Annotated in this window: 17 protein-coding genes; 6 read left to right on the top strand and 11 right to left on the bottom strand. The window is 72.5% G+C overall.

The features are described 5' to 3' along the window. Positions 1-8 precede the first annotated feature (8 nt). Positions 9-200 (bottom strand): hypothetical protein, encoded by a 192-nt coding sequence (locus ACFT55_RS00130; protein ID WP_380240188.1) that lies wholly within the window; start codon positions 198-200, stop codon positions 9-11. 163 nt (positions 201-363) lie between these two features. Between ACFT55_RS00130 and ACFT55_RS00135 the strand changes: the two genes are divergently transcribed. Continuing rightward, positions 364-2,898 carry a polysaccharide lyase family 8 super-sandwich domain-containing protein gene (locus ACFT55_RS00135; protein WP_380240190.1) on the top strand — a complete coding sequence of 845 codons (2,535 nt, stop codon included), beginning with the start codon at positions 364-366 and terminating at the stop codon, positions 2,896-2,898. Positions 2,899-2,935: 37 nt separating this feature from the next. Here the strand turns inward: ACFT55_RS00135 and ACFT55_RS00140 are convergent, their stop codons facing one another. The 7 genes from ACFT55_RS00140 to ACFT55_RS00170 all read right to left on the bottom strand — a co-directional run bounded on the left by ACFT55_RS00140 (position 2,936) and on the right by ACFT55_RS00170 (position 9,295). Next, the gene (locus ACFT55_RS00140; protein WP_380240192.1) at positions 2,936-3,142 is read right to left on the bottom strand and encodes a hypothetical protein; all 207 of its coding nucleotides are present in this window, start codon (positions 3,140-3,142) and stop codon (positions 2,936-2,938) included. A gap of 109 nt (positions 3,143-3,251) precedes the next feature. Then, entirely contained in the window at positions 3,252-3,707 is a 456-nt protein-coding gene (locus ACFT55_RS00145) for a hypothetical protein (RefSeq protein ID WP_380240194.1), read from the bottom strand. 229 nt (positions 3,708-3,936) lie between these two features. Continuing rightward, positions 3,937-4,908: a Gfo/Idh/MocA family protein gene (locus ACFT55_RS00150; RefSeq protein WP_380240196.1), complete on the bottom strand. Its 972-nt coding sequence runs from the start codon at positions 4,906-4,908 to the stop codon at positions 3,937-3,939. Further along, a complete protein-coding gene (locus tag ACFT55_RS00155; protein WP_380240199.1) occupies positions 4,905-6,053 on the bottom strand; it encodes an ROK family protein in 1,149 nt (382 codons plus the stop codon). Before ACFT55_RS00155 ends, ACFT55_RS00150 begins: the two co-directional genes overlap by 4 nt. Positions 6,054-6,081: 28 nt before the next feature. Beyond that, positions 6,082-6,948 carry a carbohydrate ABC transporter permease gene (locus ACFT55_RS00160; protein ID WP_380240201.1) on the bottom strand — a complete coding sequence of 289 codons (867 nt, stop codon included), beginning with the start codon at positions 6,946-6,948 and terminating at the stop codon, positions 6,082-6,084. After that, positions 6,945-7,892, bottom strand: coding sequence for a carbohydrate ABC transporter permease (locus ACFT55_RS00165; RefSeq protein ID WP_380240203.1), 948 nt, complete (start codon positions 7,890-7,892; stop codon positions 6,945-6,947). The genes ACFT55_RS00160 and ACFT55_RS00165 overlap by 4 nt, the downstream gene beginning before the upstream one ends. Continuing rightward, the gene (locus ACFT55_RS00170; protein WP_380240206.1) at positions 7,889-9,295 is read right to left on the bottom strand and encodes an ABC transporter substrate-binding protein; all 1,407 of its coding nucleotides are present in this window, start codon (positions 9,293-9,295) and stop codon (positions 7,889-7,891) included. The genes ACFT55_RS00165 and ACFT55_RS00170 overlap by 4 nt, the downstream gene beginning before the upstream one ends. Before the next feature lie 135 nt (positions 9,296-9,430). Between ACFT55_RS00170 and ACFT55_RS00175 the strand changes: the two genes are divergently transcribed. From ACFT55_RS00175 to ACFT55_RS00190, 4 genes are read left to right on the top strand one after another with little or no spacing between them, the layout of a single operon-like run. After that, complete coding sequence (locus ACFT55_RS00175; protein ID WP_380240208.1) at positions 9,431-10,486, top strand: zinc-binding alcohol dehydrogenase; 1,056 nt, start codon at positions 9,431-9,433, stop codon at positions 10,484-10,486. A 29-nt stretch (positions 10,487-10,515) separates the two neighbouring features. Further along, on the top strand, positions 10,516-11,319 hold the full coding sequence (locus tag ACFT55_RS00180; protein WP_380240210.1) for a sugar phosphate isomerase/epimerase family protein: 804 nt from the start codon (positions 10,516-10,518) through the stop codon (positions 11,317-11,319). A gap of 20 nt (positions 11,320-11,339) precedes the next feature. Further along, on the top strand, positions 11,340-12,689 hold the full coding sequence (locus tag ACFT55_RS00185) for a hypothetical protein (protein ID WP_380240213.1): 1,350 nt from the start codon (positions 11,340-11,342) through the stop codon (positions 12,687-12,689). Next, positions 12,686-14,563 carry a glycogen debranching N-terminal domain-containing protein gene (locus tag ACFT55_RS00190; RefSeq protein WP_380240215.1) on the top strand — a complete coding sequence of 626 codons (1,878 nt, stop codon included), beginning with the start codon at positions 12,686-12,688 and terminating at the stop codon, positions 14,561-14,563. Before ACFT55_RS00185 ends, ACFT55_RS00190 begins: the two co-directional genes overlap by 4 nt. Before the next feature lie 40 nt (positions 14,564-14,603). Here ACFT55_RS00190 and ACFT55_RS00195 read toward each other — a convergent pair whose 3' ends face one another. The 3 genes from ACFT55_RS00195 to ACFT55_RS00205 all read right to left on the bottom strand — a co-directional run bounded on the left by ACFT55_RS00195 (position 14,604) and on the right by ACFT55_RS00205 (position 17,645). Then, positions 14,604-15,356 (bottom strand): carbohydrate ABC transporter permease, encoded by a 753-nt coding sequence (locus ACFT55_RS00195; RefSeq protein ID WP_380240367.1) that lies wholly within the window; start codon positions 15,354-15,356, stop codon positions 14,604-14,606. 74 nt (positions 15,357-15,430) lie between these two features. Next, the gene (locus ACFT55_RS00200; protein ID WP_380240217.1) at positions 15,431-16,393 is read right to left on the bottom strand and encodes a carbohydrate ABC transporter permease; all 963 of its coding nucleotides are present in this window, start codon (positions 16,391-16,393) and stop codon (positions 15,431-15,433) included. 46 nt (positions 16,394-16,439) lie between these two features. Further along, positions 16,440-17,645: an extracellular solute-binding protein gene (locus ACFT55_RS00205; protein WP_380240219.1), complete on the bottom strand. Its 1,206-nt coding sequence runs from the start codon at positions 17,643-17,645 to the stop codon at positions 16,440-16,442. Between the two features lie 158 nt (positions 17,646-17,803). Here ACFT55_RS00205 and ACFT55_RS00210 point away from each other — a divergent pair, with 158 nt between their 5' ends. After that, positions 17,804-18,808 carry a LacI family DNA-binding transcriptional regulator gene (locus ACFT55_RS00210; protein ID WP_380240369.1) on the top strand — a complete coding sequence of 335 codons (1,005 nt, stop codon included), beginning with the start codon at positions 17,804-17,806 and terminating at the stop codon, positions 18,806-18,808. Positions 18,809-18,824 lie beyond the last annotated feature (16 nt).

An 18,824-nucleotide genomic window follows, 5' to 3' on the forward strand; every position in this document is an offset into this window, starting at 1 on the left:
CGGGGTCGTCACCAGTCGACGATGCTCGACACCGCTCGCCCGACTCCTCGGACGAGCCACACGAGGCCGCGCCCGACGTTGACGACCAGGCTCAGGAGCTCGAGCCCTTCCCAGACGTAGCGGATGCCTCGACCTGTCGCGCGGAACGGACGCCCCACCCGGTGCCAGAATCCTTGCCGCGTGACCCCCGCCGTCGTCATGGCGAGAGGGTGGCACGGCGAGCGGTCACCGTCCATCCCCGCCGGGCTCCGTCGTCGTCACGACCACCGTCCGGCGGACCGCGGAAACCATTGCCACGGGCGCAGTCCTCTTGGTTGGATGTTGCCCACGCCGCGCGTCACCGTTCGAACAAGGGAGTTCGTCATGCCGCAGCTGTCCCGCCGTCAGGTCCTCGCGATGGTCCCGGCCGGGGCGTTCGTCGCGATCGCGGCCCCGCTGCGCGCCCGCGCCGACGCACCCACCGACCACGCACGCCTGCTGACGAACGCGCGAGCGATCTTCGCCGGCACGGCCGCGTCGAACGCGCGTCCCGAAGCGGCGGCGAAGCTCAGGGCGATCCACTCGACGGCCCGCTCCCACCTCGCCGCCCTGGACACCGCCGGCGCGGGTGAGCTGCTCGCCGGCGTCCCGCTGGGCACCAGCGACCCGAACCTCAGCACGTCGTTCCTCCGGCTGTACGAGATCGCCCTGGCGACGTGCACCACCGGCTACGCGTCCGACCTGGTGGGGAACGTCGTCGTCCAGCGGCGCGTGCTCGACGGGCTCGCCTGGCTGCACGACCGCTACTACGGCGACCAGGCCGCCGGCTACTACGGCAACTGGTACACCTGGGAGATCGGCATCCCCGCCAGCGTCAGCAAGACGTTCGCGCTCCTGATCGACCTGGCCGCCGCGGAACGCCCCGGCCTGCTGCCGGCCTACATCGCGTCGATGGACGCGTACCTGCGGAACGGCAAGGACGGCGACGTCGACCTCGACTCCCGCTTCCACACCGGCGCCAACCTCGCCGACATCACGACCAACCGCGTGCTGCAGGGCGCCCTCACCGGCGACGACGCGCGGGTGTCGAAGGCGGTCGCCGACCAGTCGACGGTGTTCGCGACGATCGACCCGTACGACATCCAGCACGGCAACACCGACGGGTACTACGCCGACGGCTCGTTCATCCAGCACGACTCCGTCGCGTACACGGGCTCGTACGGGCGCACGCTCCTGACCCGCGTCGTGCAGACCATCAAGCTGCTCGACGGCACCTCCGCGGCGCCCGGGACCGAGCTGGCCGACGTCGTCCACGGCTGGGTGCGCGACGGGTTCGCGCCCGTCATCGTCGACGGCTGGATGATGGAGATCGTCAAGGGCCGCGCCGTCTCGCGGACCGCGAGCGGGTACACCGACGTCGCGACCGTGCTGGAAGCCGCGGTGGACCTCACCGACTACACGAGCAGCGCCAACGCCACCGCCCTCGGCGCGTACGTCCGCCACCTGGCGACCGCCTCGCCGACGCCGCCCGACCCGGCCAGGTTCGTCTCGCCGGTGAGCGTCGTGCGCTACGCCGACCTCCTCGCGGCCCCCGGCGCGCCGGTCGCGGACCTCAACCCGCCCGAGCGGTCGGTCGCCCTCAACGCCATGGACCGCACCGTGCACCGCCGCCCCGGGTACACGTTCGCGCTGGCGCGCAGCTCGGACCGGATCAGCAAGTACGAGTACATGAGCGGCGAGAACCTCCGCCCCTGGTTCCAGGGCGACGGCGCGTTCTACCTCTACCTCGCCGGCCAGGACCACACGCAGGCCTTCGGCGTCGACTTCTACACGACCGTCTCCCCGTACCGCCTGCCGGGCACCACGGTGCCCGTCGAGGAACGGCAGACGGTGCCCGAGCTGTACGGGCAGCCCTGGTACGAGAACCCCGGCCACCCGCTCGGCTTCACGTCGTCGTCGGAGTCGCAGAACACCTACGTCTACTTCCCGCGCGCCACGAACTCCTTCTCCGGCGGCGCGACGCTCGGGGCGTACGGCGCCGCAGGCATGGTCCTGTCCGACGACGTCCCCTACGTCGACGCCCAGGCCGGCGTCCTCCCCGCGGACTTCGTCGTCTACGCGAACGCCCGCGCGGTGAAGTCGTGGTTCCTGCTCGACGACGAGGTCGTGGTGCTGGCGGCAGGGATCCACGACGAGCACGGCCGCGACGTCGTCACGACGCTCGACTCCCGCATCGCCGCGCCCGGCGACGGCGTGGCTGTGACGGGCGCCCGCAGTGACGGGAGCGCATGGTCGCCGCAGGACGGCGAGGCGTCGCTCGCGTGGCTGCGGTGGGACAACCCGGGTCAGGGCGTGGCCGTCGGGTACGCCCTGCTCGACGCCGAGCCCGTGCACGTGACGCTCGAGGACGTGACGCGCAGCCGCCGCGTGGTCCGGACCTCGAACCCCGACACCGCGGTGACGAAGCGGGTGTTCACGGCCGCCGTCGAGCACGGCCACCACCGCGCGGAGCTCGCCTACGCCATCGTTCCCGGCGCGAGCGAGCAGCAGCTCGCGGCCTACGGCGGTGGCCCGGTCGCCGTGCTCGCCAACGACGAGCACGTGCAGGCCGTCCGGCACGCAGGCCTCGGCCTCGTGGCCGCGAACGTGTTCGACGGTCGCGCGCACGTCCGCAACCTGACGATCGACGGCCCGGCGTCCCTTCTCGTGCGCGAGGACGACGGCACTACCTCCGTCGCGCTGTCCGACCCGACGATGCGGCGCGACACCGTCACCGTCACCCTCCGCGGTCGCCACCTCGACGTCGAGGCCGCGGACGACGGCGTGGAGGTGCGGCGTGTGCCGGGCGGCACCGAGGTGCGTGCCCGCACGCGGCACGCCTACGGCGCGAGCCGCACCGCCGTGCTGCGACGACGCTGAGGGCCGGTCCACCGCTGACACGCACCGGCCGTCCGCGTCACGCCCGCTCTCGGACGACGCGCGCCAGGCCGACGTCCATCGACTCACCGACCGCCATACGGTCCAGGCACCACCGCAGGTGCCAGTGCGGCTCTCGTGCGGCGTTGGCGAAACCGGAGTCGAGGAGGAAGTCCGCTGCCGATCCGGCGTGCGCGAACTCCTCCTCTCCGTCCGGGGTCTCGACGACGAACTCGGGGATGTCCACCGTGCGATCTTCCCGCAGCTCGCCCGACCACGGCCTGGCTACCAGCGGACTGGTGGGTGGCCCGCATCCCTTGACCTGATGGACAGCCCGCCCCGAGGGCCTCGGTTGCTCAGCCTGGCTGAGCCTGTTGCGACTCACCAGGCGCGGGGGTCGGCTCCTCGGGGAAGGTTCCCCACGCCACGGCATAGCACTCCGGAGAGGTCGATTCTTCGTAGACGTCGAACGTCCCGATCAGACCCTGCTCAGGACCGACGACACGCACGGAGTGCACCGCGCCCATCTGGTCGTCACTGAGGAGCAGGTCCTGCACGGAAGTCCCGTCGAGCTCCTCGCCCAGGAGCGTGAAGGCCCCCGGATCGACGTCGTTGCCCTCGATCAGGAACCTCTCCGCGGCGTCCGTGTCGCCTCCTGCGACAGCGCCGAGGAATCCGGTCACCGCCCCCTCGACGCTCGGCGCCCCGCGATCACAGGATTCTCCCGCGGCGGGGGAACACCCCGCGACGGCGTATCCGGCGACGAAGACCAGCGATAGGGCACCGCCGGCCCGCGTGATCCTTGACGTCATGTCAGCCTCTCCGAGACGTTCTCAGCGTGTCCATCGTCTGCTCCCCCCGCGCTTGAGGGGAGCATCGCGGGGATGACCTCACTCCACACCGGAACGGCGCGTCGTGCAGCGCTCTTGCAGGATTCGCACGGACCTGGCCCGGGGCTCGGGGCACGACCTAGGATCCGCCGCGCACCTGTCCTCGGATGGGTTTCAACACCGCCACGCAGACGCGGAGGTTCCAGGCCTGCTAGACCGGCGGACGGGGGCCCGCCTCGCACTGGTCCTGGTCGCCGTCGACGCGCACCGGAGCATCCGCCCGCAGCGACTGCTCGACCGCGTCGACCAGCACGGCGACGCGCACGGCCCGGTCGACGTCGACGGTGACCGGGCTGCCGTGGCGTACGGCGGCGGCCAGCTCGCGGCGGGCGGTGACCCAGCACTCGTCGTGATCCATGCCGCTGGTGGTGTAGCGCGCGACGCCGGCCGACGAGTACACGTCGACGTCGGTGAGCACGCCTTCCGCGGCCACGGCGCCGGACAGCACCACCTGGGCGACCGCGCCGTCGGCGTGCCAGGTGGTGACGGCGGTGAGCTGGTCACGCGCCTGCTCGGCACGGACGGCGACGACCGGCCCGACGGCGAGATCGACGAGGTCCAGCAGGTGCGGACCGAGGTCGCGGAGCGCACCCAGCGGCCCGGACCTCCAGGTGCCGTCGGCCTGCGCGAACGAACCCTGCAGGAAGCCCCCGTGCAGGTAGCGGGCGGAGGCCCCGAGGGCGGGGCCCTCGGCCCGCAGGGCCGCGGCCTGCGCGAGGAAGTGACGGGTCCGGGAGTGATAGCGCTTGGTCAGCACGACGAGGTGCGGCACGCCCGCGGTGCGCACGGCGTCGGCGACCTCCCGGGACTGCTCGAGGGTGACGCCGAGCGGCTTCTCCAGCATGAGCGCGCGGCCGCGCGCCGCGGCGCGGACCGCGAGCTCAGCCTGGACGTGCGGCGCGACGGCGAAGTCGACCGCCTCGCACTCGTCGACGAGCTCGTCGAAGCTGCGGAACGCCCGGACCCCGTGCTCGGCGGCGAGTGCCGCCGTCCGCTCGGGGTCACGACCCCAGACGCCGGCGAGCCGCGTCGGCCCGGCGGCCGAGTGCAGCGGGGCGTGCATGGTGCGCGCCCACCCACCGGTCCCGACCAGCCCGACGGCGACGGGCGCGTCGGCGGTCATGCGAGCCTCGCGTTCACGGCGTCGGCGGACAGCTCCTGCTGCACGACCTGCCCGGCCATGCCGACCAGGCTGGCGTCGTCGCCCAGCCGGGCCAGCCGGATCTCCAGGTTCCGGGTCGCGCGCGGGAGCACTGCCGGGTAGAGCGACTCGCGGACCCCGCTGAGGAGCGAGGCGGAGGCGAGGTCGCCGCCGAACACCAGGACGCCCGGGTTGACGAGCGTCACCGCAGTGGCCAGCACCCGCCCGATCGCCTGCCCCGCCTGCCGTGTGAGCTGGAGCGTGTCGGGGTCGCCCTCCGCCAGGAGGGCCTTCACGTCCCGTCCCGAGCGCGCGTCGCGGCCAAGCGCGCGCAGCTGGCCCGCCACGGCCCGCCCCGAGGCGATCGCCGCCAGGCACCCGGTCGCGCCGCACTGGCACCGGACGCCCTCGGCCTCGGGCACGCGGACGTGCCCGATGTCGCCGGCCGCGCCGTCGTTGCCCTGGTAGATGTGGCCGTCGATCACGATGCCCGAGCCGATGCCGGTCGACGCCTTCAGCAGGAACAACGACCGCGGGCGGTCCGGGACCTGGAGGTACTCGCCGTACCCCATGGCATCGGCGTCGTTGCGCACGACGACAGGCACGTCGATCCCGAACGGCTTCGCCACGTGCTCCCGGACGCCGAACCCGTCCCACCCGGGAAGGATCGGCGGCTCGGACGGCCTGCCCGTCGCGGGGTCGACCGGACCGGTGAGGCTCACGCCGACCCCGAGCAGCGGCCGGCTCGGGTCGGTGTCGACGAGGTCCGCCAGTGCGGCACCGACGAGGTCCAGCGTCGGGACGGGGCCGGCCGCCACGTCCACCTCGACGACCGCACGCCGACGGACGGCCCCGTCGAGGTCGGTCACGGCGATCTCGGCGTGCGAGGTCTCGATCGCGGCCACGGCGACCTGGGCCGCGTCGGCGTTGAACGCCAGCCGGGTGGCACGGCGCCCACCTGTCGCGTCCCCCGAGCCGGCACCCTCGACCAGGCCCGCGGCGAGCAACGCGTCGACGCGGTGGGCGACGGTGACGCGCGAGAGGCCGGTCGTCTCGGCGATCTCACCGCGCGTGCTCGCGCGGCCCTGCCGCACCAGGTCGAGGATGTCCCCGGGTCCGATACTCATGCTCTGTCCGATCCCCCGAACCCGACTCTCAGCCCTTGTCCGCGCCGGCCGTGAGCCCTTCGGTCAGGGCTCGTTCGGCGACACCATAGAGCAGCACCACCGGGATGGTGAGCAGCACCGACCCCGCCATGAGGACGGTCTTGGACACCTCGATGCCGTTGGAGAGCTGCGAGAGGCCGAGCGACACCGTCCACTTGTCCCGGTCGGTCACGAGGAACAGGAGCGCGAACAGGAGCTCGTTCCAGGCGATCATGAAGATGTAGAGCGCGGTCGACATGATCGTCGGCATGGACAGGGGCACGGTGATCCGGCGCAGGATCGTCCAGCGGCTCGCCCCGTCGAGCGTCGCGGCCTCGTCGATCGAGCCGGGGATGGTCTCGAAGTTGGACCGCAGCATGTGGATCGACGTCGGCACCGTGAGCGCGATGTACACGAGGACCAGGCCGACCAGCGACGTACCCAGCCCGGCGCGGGAGAAGCCCACGAACAGCGGGATCGCGATGACGATCGCCGGGAACAGGTACACGGCCAGGAACAGCGCCCCCATGCCGTCGCGGCCCTTGAACGTCAGTCGCGAGACGGCGTACGCGCCGGGGATGACGGCCAGCAGGGTCAGCAGGGTGCACGACAGCGACACGATCGCCGAGTTGCGCATGAAGAGCGCGAACCCCTGGCCGCCCTCGGCCTCGCTGCGCAGCACCTCGGTGTACGTGGCGGTGGTGAGGTTCTCGAGCGGCACCCACAGCCGTTCGGGTTGCTGCAGCAGCTGCTCGATCGGCACGAAGCTGAGCAGCACCATGTAGTAGAAGGGGAAGACCGTCGCGACCACGAGGGCGACGATGAGGACCCAGCGCAGGATGGGCCACAGCTTGAGCTCGAAGGCGAGCCGGTTCATGCGTCCTGCTCCTTCCGGCCGAAGAACCGCATGTAGACGGTGAGGAAGAGGGCCAGCACGACGGCGAGGACCAGGGCGTTCGCCGCGGCGCCGCCGATGTCGAGGTTGCCGGTGAGCTGGTTGTAGACGCGCACGGGTGCGATCTCGGTCCCGGCGGTGCCGCCGGTCAGCAGGTACACGTCGTCGAACTTGTTGAACGTCATGATGAGCCGCAGCAGGCACAGCAGGGCGATCGTCGGCACCAGCTGCGGGAAGATCACGTGCCGGAAGGTCTGGGACGGCGTCGCGCCGTCCACGCGGGCAGCCTCCTCGATCTCCGCCGGCAGGGCGACCAGCCGTGCGGTGAGGAACATGAACGCGAACGGGAAGTACCGCCAGACCTCGAACAGGATGACCGTGATCAGCGCGAAGGGCTTCTGCCCGAGGAAGTCGATCGGCTCGTCCCAGCCGAGCAGCGACGTGCCCCAGGTGTTGATCAGCCCGTACTGCGGGTTGAGCAGGATCTCCCACACGAACGCGACGGCGACGACGGGCGCGACGTAGGGCAGCAGCATGAACGCCCGCAGCACGCCGCGGGAGCGGAAGGGGCGCCGGAACGCGAGCGCTGCCGCGAGCCCCACGGCCACCGAGCCGGCGGTGGCCGCCACCGAGTAGACGATCGTGGTCCACAGCGACGACCAGAAGCCGGGTGCGGTGAGCACCCCGACGACGTTGTCGAACGTGAACGAGCCGGTGATGCCCCGTTCGGCGATCGTCGCGAGCGACGTGTCCTGGAACGCCAGGACGACGTTCCAGACGATCGGCACCACGATCACGACCAGGATGATCAGCGCGGTCGGCGCGATCATCGTCAGGCCGTCGCGGTTCTCCACCCGCGCGGCCAAGGACGTCCGTCGTCGTGCCGTGGGTGCCGGCGCGGGCCGGGTCACGGTCGTTGCGGTCACTGGTCGACCTCCTCGTTGATGGCCTCGACGTCACGCTGCGCCTGGGCGGCGGCGTCCTCGGGCGAGAGCCCGCCCGCGAGCTCGCTGACCGTCTTCGACAGCGGGAGCTGCGTGCTGACCGGGCCGAGGAGGCCGCCCTGGCCCTCGGAGATGCCCCACCGGTCGATGTTCTTCGCCACCGAGCGCAACGCGTCCATGGTCTGCGCGTCGTACACGTCGGCGAGCGGCTTCTTGGTGTCCACCCCGGCCTCGAGGCCCTCCCACGCGTCGGTGAACCGTCGCGGGTCCTGGGCGTCGCCGGTGCGCACGGGGAACTTGCCCTCCGGCGCCATCCCCAACCAGTCGGTGTACCCGTCGGACATCATGTACTCGACGAGCTGCGAGGCCTTCTTCTGGGGTGCGCCGTTCAGGACCGTCCACGAGGTGATCTCGCCGTAGGTCGACCCCTGCGGGTTGTCGGGTCCGGAGATCGACGTGACGACGCCGCTGTTGCGGGCCAGCCACTCCGGGTCGTCCGCGCACTGGTCGCACACGGGCTTCGCGTCGTTCCGCAGGCCGGCGAGCTCGTCGAGGATGAAGGTGGACCACACCGTCATGGCCGCGGACCCGTTGAAGTACGTCGCACGGGTCGAGTCGACGGACTGCGTGCCGCGGGGAGAGTCCTCGGTCGCGAGCCGGCTGTAGAGGTCCCAGGTCTTCTGGCAGGCCGGCGACTCCAGGGTGACGTCGCCCGCGCCGTCCACGAGCTGGCAGTCGTTGCTGAGCGCCAGCGACTCGAAGGACTGCGTGGTGAACACGTCCGAGGGATCGGTGGCCAGCGTGATGCCGAACCGCCCGTCACCGGTCAGCGTGTCGGCGGCCTTGCGGATCGCGTCGTACGACGTCGGAGGCGCCAGGCCGGCCTGCTTGAACAGGTCCTTGCGGTACACGAGCACCTGGCTCCACGCGTCCGACGGGACCGACAGGTGGTCGTCGCCGTCGCTGGTGAGCTGGAGCGCGGAGTCCTCGAACGTGTCGGGGCCGAGGTCCGCCACGACCTGGTTCGTCGTGGCGGTGTCGACGAGGCCCAGGTCGGCGATCTGGCGGACGTAGGACAGCGACAGCGCCCCGATGACGTCCGGCATGTCCCCCGACAGCACCGCCGACTGGATGAGCTGCGGCACCTGCGCCTCGTCCACGGCGACGAGCTGCACGTCGACCCCGGTCTCCTCCGTGAAGCGGTCCATGATCGCGCGGGTCGCGGCGACCCGCTCCGGGAGGTTCTCCAGGGACCAGACCACGAGCGTGTCGTCGTCCGCACCGGACGACGACGGCGCGCACGCCGCCGTCCCGGCGACGACGGCCGTCACCACGGCTGCGCAGCCGACTCGCTTCCACTGCCGCGATCGCCACCGTGCGGTCATGTGGCACCTCCTCGTAGGGCTTCGGGCTCATCCGTGAGCACGAGTCCGTACGCTAGCACTTCTGTCAACACGGTATGCTGAAGTAGCAAGGATGCTTTCGAGATGTGGCCCACGGGCCAGGAACGGGACCGATTCGTGACACACGTCGTGCGATTCGCGGCACCTCGCCGCGTCGAGGTGATCGAGACCAGCCCGCAGCCGCTCTCCCCGGGGCAGGTGCGAGTCCGCACCATCGCCACGGGGATCTCGGCCGGTACCGAGCTGACCGCCTACCGGGGGACGAACCCGTACCTCACGTCCACGTGGGACCCCGGCTCCAAGGTCTTCCGTGACGCCGACCAGGTCGCCCCGCCCGGGTACCCGCTCGACGGCTGGGGCTACTCCGAGGTCGGCGAGGTCGTCGAGATCGCTCCCGACGCCGGCCGCCCGGCCGCCGACGACGACGTCGCCGTCGGTGACGTCGTCTGGGGCATCTGGGGACACCGCTCGGAGGGCGTCCTCACGCAGGACGCCCTGCGCGGCCACCAGCTCCCCGCCGGGCTCGACCCGGTCGCCGGCTGCTTCGTGCGCGTCGGCGCCATCGCCCTGAACGCCGTCCTGGCGGCCGACCTCAACCCCGGCAGCACCGTCGTCATCCTGGGCCAGGGCGTCATCGGCCTGCTCGCCACGCGGTTCGCCACCCTCGCCGGCGCCCGCGTGATCGCCGTCGACGGCATCGAGCCGCGGCGCGCGGTCGCGACGCGGCTCGGCGCGCACGACGTCCTGACCCCCGGCCCCGACCTGCCGTACCAGGTGCGCGAGCTCACCGGCAGCACGGGCGTCGACGTCGCCATCGAGCTGTCGGGCAACTACCACGCCCTGCAGTCCGCGACCCGCGTCGTCGGGCCCGACGGCACCGTCGTCGCCTCCGGCTTCTACCAGGGCGAGGCGCAGCCCCTGCGCCTGGGCGACGAGTTCCACCACAACCGCGTCCAGATCGTCGCCTCGCAGATCGGTGGCGTGCCGCAGCGACTCCGCGCCCGCTGGGACGTGCCGCGCCTGCAGCGCACCGTCGTCGACCTGCTCGCGCAGGGCACCCCCGACGTCCGCGAGCTCGTCACCCACCGCTACCCGATCGCCGACGCGGCTGCCGCGTACGAGCTGCTCGACACCGACGGCGCCGCCGCCCTCCAGGTGGTGCTGGACGCATGACCGCCGCTGCACAGACCCAGGAGCACTCCGTGACCCACCCCATCCTCGTCCAGGAGCAGCACGTCCCGGGGCGCGACGTCGAGGAGAAGTTCGAGGTCGCCCGCGCGTGGGGCTTCGACGGCCTCGAGCTGCGCGGGCAGGGCGACTACGCCCTGGAGGCGCGCCTGCCCGAGCTGCGTCGTGCCCACGCCAACGGCGTGGTCATGCCCACCGTGTGCGTGGAGATGTCGCACTTCGTGGGCGCGTTCGACAAGGACCTCGCCGAGGACGCCGTCCGCCAGATGACGTCCCAGCTGACCGTGATGGCCGAGATCGGCGGCGTCGGCGCGATGACGCCCGCCTCGTACGGGATGTTCTCCCGCCGGCTCCCCCCGTTCGAGCCGCCCCGCTCCCCCGAGGACGACCAGGCGCAGCTCGTGGACGCGTTCGGCCGCCTCGCCGAGCACGCCGCGACGGTGGGCACGCACATCCTCCTGGAGCCGCTGAACCGGTACGAGGACCACATGGTCAACTCGATCGCGCAGGGCGTCGCGCTGTGCCGGGAGGTGGACGACCCGGCGTTCCGCCTGGCCCCGGACACGTACCACATGAACATCGAGGAGGCGGACCCGGCCCGGTCGCTCGCCGACGCGATCGAGTTCATCGTGCACGTGCAGGCCTCCGACTCCAACCGGCTCGAGCCGGGCGCCGGGCACGTCGACTGGGCCCTGGAGATGTCGACGCTGCGCGCCGCCGGGTACGTCGGACCGGTCGCCGTCGAATCGCGCCTGTCCGGGCCTGCCGACGTCGTCCTGCCCACCGTCCCGCCGCTGCTGCGCCGGCACCTGGCATGACGTCGGGCATGACGACCGGCATGACGACGACCCTCCCCGACGCACCCGGCGCCACGACGGCGCTCGCCGCGGCGAGCGCCGTCCTGCGCCGCAACTGGGGTGGCGCGTACACGGTGCCCGCCACCGGGCTGTACCCGCACCAGTGGAGCTGGGACTCGGCGTTCATCGCGATCGGGCTGCGGCACCTGTCCGCGCGTCGCGCACAGGTCGAGCTCGACAGCCTGCTGTCCAGCCAGTGGGCCGACGGCCGGCTGCCGCAGATCGTGTACGACACCCGCCGCGACGACGACTACGCGCCCAGCGCGGCCTTCTGGGGCTCCGCCGACCTCCCGGGCAGCCCTGCTGTGCCCACGACAGGCCTCGTGCAGCCGCCCGTGCACGCGTGGGCGGTCTGGCTCGTGCACGTCCAGGACCTGCGCGAGTCCGGGCGGCGACGGTTCCTCGAGCGCGCCTACCCCCGGCTGCTCGCGTGGCACCGGTACCTGCGCGACCGTCGTGCCGCGGCCGACGGGCTCGCCGCCGTCGTGCACCCGTGGGAGTCGGGCACGGACAACTCGCCCCTGTGGGACGACGCTCTCGCCCGTGTGCCCGGCGTGCCCCGGGCCGCCATCGAGCGCCCCGACCTCAAGCACGCGTCCGCGGGCGAGCGGCCGAGCGGCAAGGAGTACGGCAAGTACTTCTGGCTGGCCGAGCGGTACCGCGACCACGGCTGCGCCGACGTCGACCCGGAGCACCCGTTCCTCCTCGACGACCCGACGACGAACGCCCTGTGGGCGCGCTCCGAGCTCGCGATGGCCGACATCGCCGAGGCGCTCGGCCAGGACGGTGCGCCCCACCGCGCCGAGGCCGCGCGCATCGTCGCGGCCATGGAGATGCTGTGGGACGACGGTCTCGGGACCTACGTCGCCCGCGACCGCGCCACGGGCGCTCTGGTCCGCAAGGCCACGGTGGGCGGCCTGCTCGCCCTCCTGCTGCCTGACGACGTGCTGCCCGCCGGCCGCGGGGACGCCCTCGTGCGCACGGTGCTGGGGCGCCGGTTCCTCGACGTCGACGGCGCGACGCCGCCGATCATGGCGCCCAGCTACGACGCGTGCGCGCCGGACCTCGACCCGGCCCTCTACTGGCGCGGGCCCGCCTGGTTCAACATGATGTGGCTGCTGCTCGAAGGGCTGCGCGCCCACGGCCGGACCGACGTCGCGGACCGATACGTCGGGCCCATGACGGACGCCGCGGTGCGCGAGGACTTCCCCGAGTACGTCAACCCGTGGACGGGTGCCGGGCACGGCACCCGCAGCTTCAGCTGGACGGCGGCCCTCGCCGTCGACCTGCTGTCCCGCCACACCCACCCCGAGGGAGCCGACACGCCATGAGCGCCGACACCACTCTCGTCCGGGCCGGCACGATGCTGCTCGCCGACGAGGCCGGCGACGTCCTCGCCGCCACCGGCTCCGCGCAGGGCCTCTACCTGGACGACGTGCGGCACCTGAGCACCTGGCGCGTCGAGCTGAGCACGCCCGACGGGCCGGTGCCGTTCCGCGTCGCCGGCACGGACGTCGGCGCCTCCCGGCGCGGGACCGCGCTGGTGCCGCCCACCGCCCGGAACGAGCCGACCGGCCTCCTGCTCGCCCGCGAGCAGGAGGTGCGGCGCGACGGCCTGCGCGAGCGGTGGCGGGTCACGCGGACCGCTCCGGGCGCGAGCACCCTCCGGCTGCGGCTCACGGCCGGCGCCGACTTCGCGGACCAGTTCGCCGTGCGCTCGGACGGGCGGACGTTCCCCGTCAGGAGCACGTCCTCGGTCCGTCGTCGGCCCGACGGCGCCGACCTGGACGGGACCGCGACCGCCGGCGACACCACGCTCACCCACACGACCCGCATCACGGCGGCCCCCGCCCCGGACCAGGTGCGGGCCGGTGACCATGTGACCCTCGAGTGGGACCTGCGGCTCGCCGCCGGTGACACCGCCACCGTCGAGATCCTGGCGTCGTCGGCAGCGCGTGCGGCCGAGGCACTTGCCGTGGGGAGCATGACGACGGACCCGGTGCCGGCCGCGCGGCGCGGCCAGGACGCGGCGGCCCGCGCGCTCGACGACCTCGACGCGCTCGTCATGCCCTGCCCGGGCGCGGCAGACCTCGCGATCCCCGCGGCCGGCGCGCCCTGGTTCCTCACGCTGTTCGGCCGCGACTCCGTCCTCTCCTCGCTGCTGGCGCGCGAGGAACGCCCCGGGCTGCTGCCCGACGTCGCGCACGCCCTCGCCCGCACGCAGGCGACGACGGACGACCCCGTGCGTCTCGCCCAGCCCGGCAAGATCGTCCACGAGATCCGCGTGGGCGACCTGGCACGGCTCGACCTGGTGCCGTACTCGCGGTACTACGGGACGGTCGACGCCACCGCGCTGTTCCTCGTCGCGCTCGGCGCCCTCGACCCCGAGGACGCGCGCGCCGACGAGCTGCAGGTCGCGGCGCGCGCCGCGGTCGGCTGGCTCCGGGGCCCCGGCGGGCTCGACGCGGGCGGGTTCGTCACCTACGTACCCGACCCGAAGGGCCTGATCAACCAGGGGTGGAAGGACTCGCACGACGCCGTGGCCTTCCGCGACGGGACGCTCGCCACGGGGCCGATCGCCCTGTGCGAGGTCCAGGGGTACGCCTGGCGAGGCCTGGTGGACACCGCCCGCCTCGCCCGCACCGTCTGGCACGACGACCGGTGGGCGGACGAGCTCGACGACCTGGCCGCCGCGCTCCGCTCGCGGTTTCTCCAACACTTCTGGATGGACGCCGACGCGTTCCCCGCGCTGGCGCTCGACGGCGAAGGCCGACAGGTGGACGCGCTCGCCTCCAACGCCGGGCACCTGCTGTGGTGCGGCATCCTCGACGCCGACCACGCCGCGACCGTGGCGGACCGGCTGCTCTCCCCGGAGTTCTTCACCGGGTTCGGCATCCGCACCCTCGCCGCCGGGCAGGCGCTGTACGCGCCCACCTCGTACCACAACGGGTCCGTCTGGCCCCACGACACCGCCCTCGCGGCCGTCGGGATGGACCGCTGCGGCCTCACCGAGCACGCACGCACCGTGGCGGCCGGTGTCCTCGACGCCGCCGCCGCGTTCGACGGGCGGCTGCCGGAGCTGTTCGGCGGGTTCTCCACCGGCGAGTTCCCCGCGCCCGTGCGGTACGCGCACGCCGGCGTGCCGCAGGCATGGGCCGCCGCGGCGACGGTCGCCGCGGCCCGGCTGGCGGGTGGCCCGCGCTAGACCCGGACCGCCGCGGTCTCGCGCTGCAGGCGGGGCGTTGCTACTTCACCGCCCCGCCGAGCGCACCGGCGGCGATGTACCGCTGCGCCAGCACGAGGAGCACGACCGCCGGCACGGACGAGATCACGGCGCTCGCCATCACCGGGCTCCAGCTCTGCACGTTGCCCTGCAGATAGTCGTAGATGCCGAGCGTGATCGGCTTGATGTCGGCGCCCGTGGTGAGCGTGAGCCCGAACATGAAGTCACTCCACGCGAACAGGAAGCTGAACAGGCCCGCCGTGATGAGCGAATTGCGGCTCACCGGCACGATGATCGACCAGAACGCCCGGAAGTGCCCCGCGCCGTCCACCCGTGCGGCCTCGGTGAGCGCCGGCGGGATCGACCGCATGAACGCGCTCATGATGAGGATGGCGAACGGGATGCCGTGCGTGGCGTTCGCGAGAATCAGCCCGCCGTAGGTGTTGAGCAGCCCGAGGTCGTTGAACAGCGTGTACAGCGAGTTCGCGATGACGATGCCCGGGATCATCTGCGCCAGGAGCAGCACGAACAGGAAGACGCCCATCCCCCGCAGCCGGAACCGGGACAGCGCGTACGCGGCGGGCGTGGCGATCACCAACGACACCGCGACGGCACCCAGGGCGACGATCATGCTGGTGACGAGGTTGCCGGTCTGGTCCTCCCACGCCCGCTGGTAGCCCTCGAACGTGATGTCCGTCGGGAAGAACGAGCTGTTCGCGGCGGTGCCGCCGCCCTGGAGGGACACGTTCACCATCCAGTAGACGGGGAACAGCATGAGCGCGAGGAGCACGATCCCGAGGATCGTGGACCGCAGCTGTCGCGACGTGGTCGTCTGCTTCACGATGAACCTCACTCATCCACGGCGCGCCGGTTGGCGCGCAGGTACACGACGGCGAACAGCAGCGACACCACGATGAGGATGTTGCTGACGGCAGCCCCGGTGCCGAAGGAGAACTCCTGGAACGAGCGCCGGTAGGAGTCGGTGGCCAGCGTCTCGGTGGCGCCGGCAGGTCCCCCGCCGGTCAGGCCCAGGATGATGTCGAGCACCTTGAGCGTGTAGATCACGCCGAGCACGAGGACCACGCTGACGACGGGGCGCAGGTTGGGCCAGGTGATGTGCCAGAACGCCTTGACGCCGGTGGCGCCGTCGAGCGCGCCGGCCTCGTAGAGCTCCTCGGGGATGTTCTGCAGCCCCGAGTACAGCAGCGTCATGTTGAACGGGATGCCCACCCAGACGTTCACGATGACGACGGCGACGAGCGCGACGTCCGGGCTGGTGAGCCAGTGCACGGGAGCGTCGACCAGGCCGACGGCGCGCAGGGCCTCGTTGAGGACGCCGCCGTCCTGGTCGAGGATCCACTTCCACACCGCGGTGCCCGCGATCATCGGCAGCAGCCAGGGCAGCAGGAGCAGGGAGCGCAGCACGTTGCCGAGCGGGAACCGGCGCTTGAAGAACAGGGCGAACAGCAGGCCGATGACGAACTGGCCGACGATGGAGCCCACGGTGAACAGCGCCGTGTTGACCACGGAGGTCCGGAAGATGCTGCTCGTGACGACCTCGACGTAGTTGTCGAGCCCGACCCACGGCGCCTCCCCCGAGACGAAGGTGCGGACCGTGTAGTCCTGCGACCCCATGACGAAGTTCTTCACGATCGGGTACCCGAAGAACACGAGCACGTAGGCGATCGCCGGGACCAGGAACAGCCACTGGGCGGTCCGCTCCCGCGTCCGGGCCCGGCGGCGCCGGGACGCGATGTCGGGTCCGGGCCGCGCCACGACGGGCGCCGGACCGGCGGCGAGGGTGGTGGTCATCGTCCGTCCTTCCTCGGTGACGACGTGCGCGACGTCGGTGTGCGCATCAGTTCTCCGCCGCCCGCTCGAGGGCAGCCGCGGGAGACTCGCTGCCCGTGAGCGCGAGCTGCTGAGCGGTGTAGATCTGGGTGGCGGCGTGCGGCCAGTCCGGTCCGAGCAGGGCGGTCCGCGACCGTGCGGTGCGCACGGTGTCGACGAACGTGGCGATCACCGGGTTGTCGGCGGCCGCCTTCGCGGCGACCTGGGGGTCGGACGGCACGGCGCCGCGGCCGGTGGCCATCGTGAGCTGGTGCTCGCCGCGGGTCACGCACGCCACGAACTTCCCGGCCTTCGCCATCTTCGCCGTGTTGCCCGTGCGTGGGACGGTGAACGCCTCGCCGCCGAGCGGCGCCTGCAGGGTGTCCCCGGCGTGCGGCACGGGAAGCGGGACGGCCGCGTAGTGCAGCCCCGACGCGGCCTCGAGCGCTGGCTGGTTCCACGGCCCGTTGATCATCATCGCGGCCTTGCCCGCGATGAACTGGTCGTTGACGTCGTTCTGCGACCAGTTGACGACGCTGGAGGACGCGGAGCCGTCCTGCACGAGACCGTCGACGAACGAGAGCGCCCCGACGGCCTCGGGCGAGGTGAGGTCGTCCTCGTCCGCCCCGTTGCTCCACAGGTAGGGCAGGAACTGCCACGTGCCCTCGAACGTGTTCGCGGCGCTGAACGCCAGGCCGTAACGGTCGTCGGTGGTGAGCTTCTGCGCGGCGGCCCGCAGATCGTCCCACGTGGTGGGCGGCTCGATCCCGGCGTCGGCGAGGGCGTCGACGTCGTAGAAGAGGCCGATCGTGTTGACCACGGGAGCGATGCCGTACAGGTCGCCGTCGTAGGTCCCGGCGTCGACGACGCCCTGCGGGTACCCCTTGCCGGTGATGCCGTAGTCGGTGAGCGGGCTCAGCGCCCCGGAGGACGCGATCTGCTGGACGTCGGGGTTGTCGAGCATGAGCACGTCGGGCAGCGTGTCCGACGACGCCTGCTGCAGGACCGTCGCGATGAGGCCGGAGCCCGCCACGTGGTTCGCCTGCACCCGCACGCCCACCTCGGCGGCGCAGGCGTCGTAGACCTCCTGGTAGACGGGCGCGCTGGTGTCCGACAACGTGTCGGTCACGACCAGCGTGCCCTCGTCCGCACGGGCCCCGCCGCTGCAGGCGGACAGGCCCAGGACGACGGCGGCGGCCGACGCCGCACCGATGACGGCGGGGGTTCGTCGCACAGTCTTAGCTCCTTCGCTCGGTTCACGTGACGGCGAGGTTAGGCACCCCCGGCGAAGGTTGTCAAAGCGCTTTACCGCAGCCGCGGGAGTGTGTGATCATCGATCCGCAGCACCGTTCCCGACGTTCCCGACCGCCCGAGGAGAGCCTCTTGGTGACCATGCAGGACGTGGCCGACCGCGCCGGCGTCTCCCTGACGACCGTGTCGTTCGTGGTCAACGGGACCAAGCGCGTGGCGCCGGCCACCCGCACCCGCGTCGAGGAGGCGATGGCCGACCTCGGCTACCGCCGGAACGTGCTCGCCCGGGCGCTCGCCAGCCGGCGCAGCCAGATCGTCGCCCTCGTCTTCCCAGCCCTGCGCCACCGTCTGGGCAGCACGGCGCTGAGCATCGTGACCGCCGCCGCGAGCGCCGCCACCGAGCGCGGGTTCAACGTCGTGCTGTGGCCGGTCGACGACGTCGCCCAGCTCGACGACTACCTCTCCGGGGGCCTCGTGGACGGCGTCCTGCTCATGGAGGTCACCGCCGAGGACCCGCGCGTCGCGCTGCTCACCGCACGCGACGTGCCGTTCGGGCTCGTGGGACGCACCGAGGACACGACGGGGCTCTCGTTCGTCGACATGGACTTCGCCGACATGGTCGGCACAGGGCTGGACCACCTCACCGGTCTCGGGCACCGGCACGTCGCCCTCTTCCTGGGACAGCCGTCGGGCGACCCGGCCGCGTCGGGCTACGGCCCTGTCGTCCGCACCGAGCAGGCCTACCTCGCGCAGGCGGCGCGGCGCGGCCTCGACCCGCTCGTCGTGCGCGGCGGGCAGGACCCGCGGGCCGGGCGCGAGGCGGCGACGGCGCTGGCCGCCGACCACCCGGAGGTCACGGCCGTCCTCGTCCTCAACGAGGGCGCGCTGTCCGGGTTCGTCAACGGGCTCGTCGCTGCGGGGCGCGCCGTCCCCGACGCCGTCTCGGTCCTCGCGCTCGCGACGTCCGCGGCCGACGTCGCCACGGCGGACCCGCCGGTCAGCGCCGTGGTCGCGCCGGGCACCGAGCTCGGTGCACGCAGCGTGCAGGGGCTCCTGGACCGGCTCGCCGACCCTGCCGCGCCGCCCTCGCACGACCTCCTGCCCGGCACCCTCGAGCTCGTCGGCTCGACCGCCGCCGCTCGCTGACGCAGCACCGCACCAC

The organism is Isoptericola sp. NPDC057191 (assembly GCF_042670225.1).
Lineage (GTDB): Bacteria > Actinomycetota > Actinomycetes > Actinomycetales > Cellulomonadaceae > Isoptericola.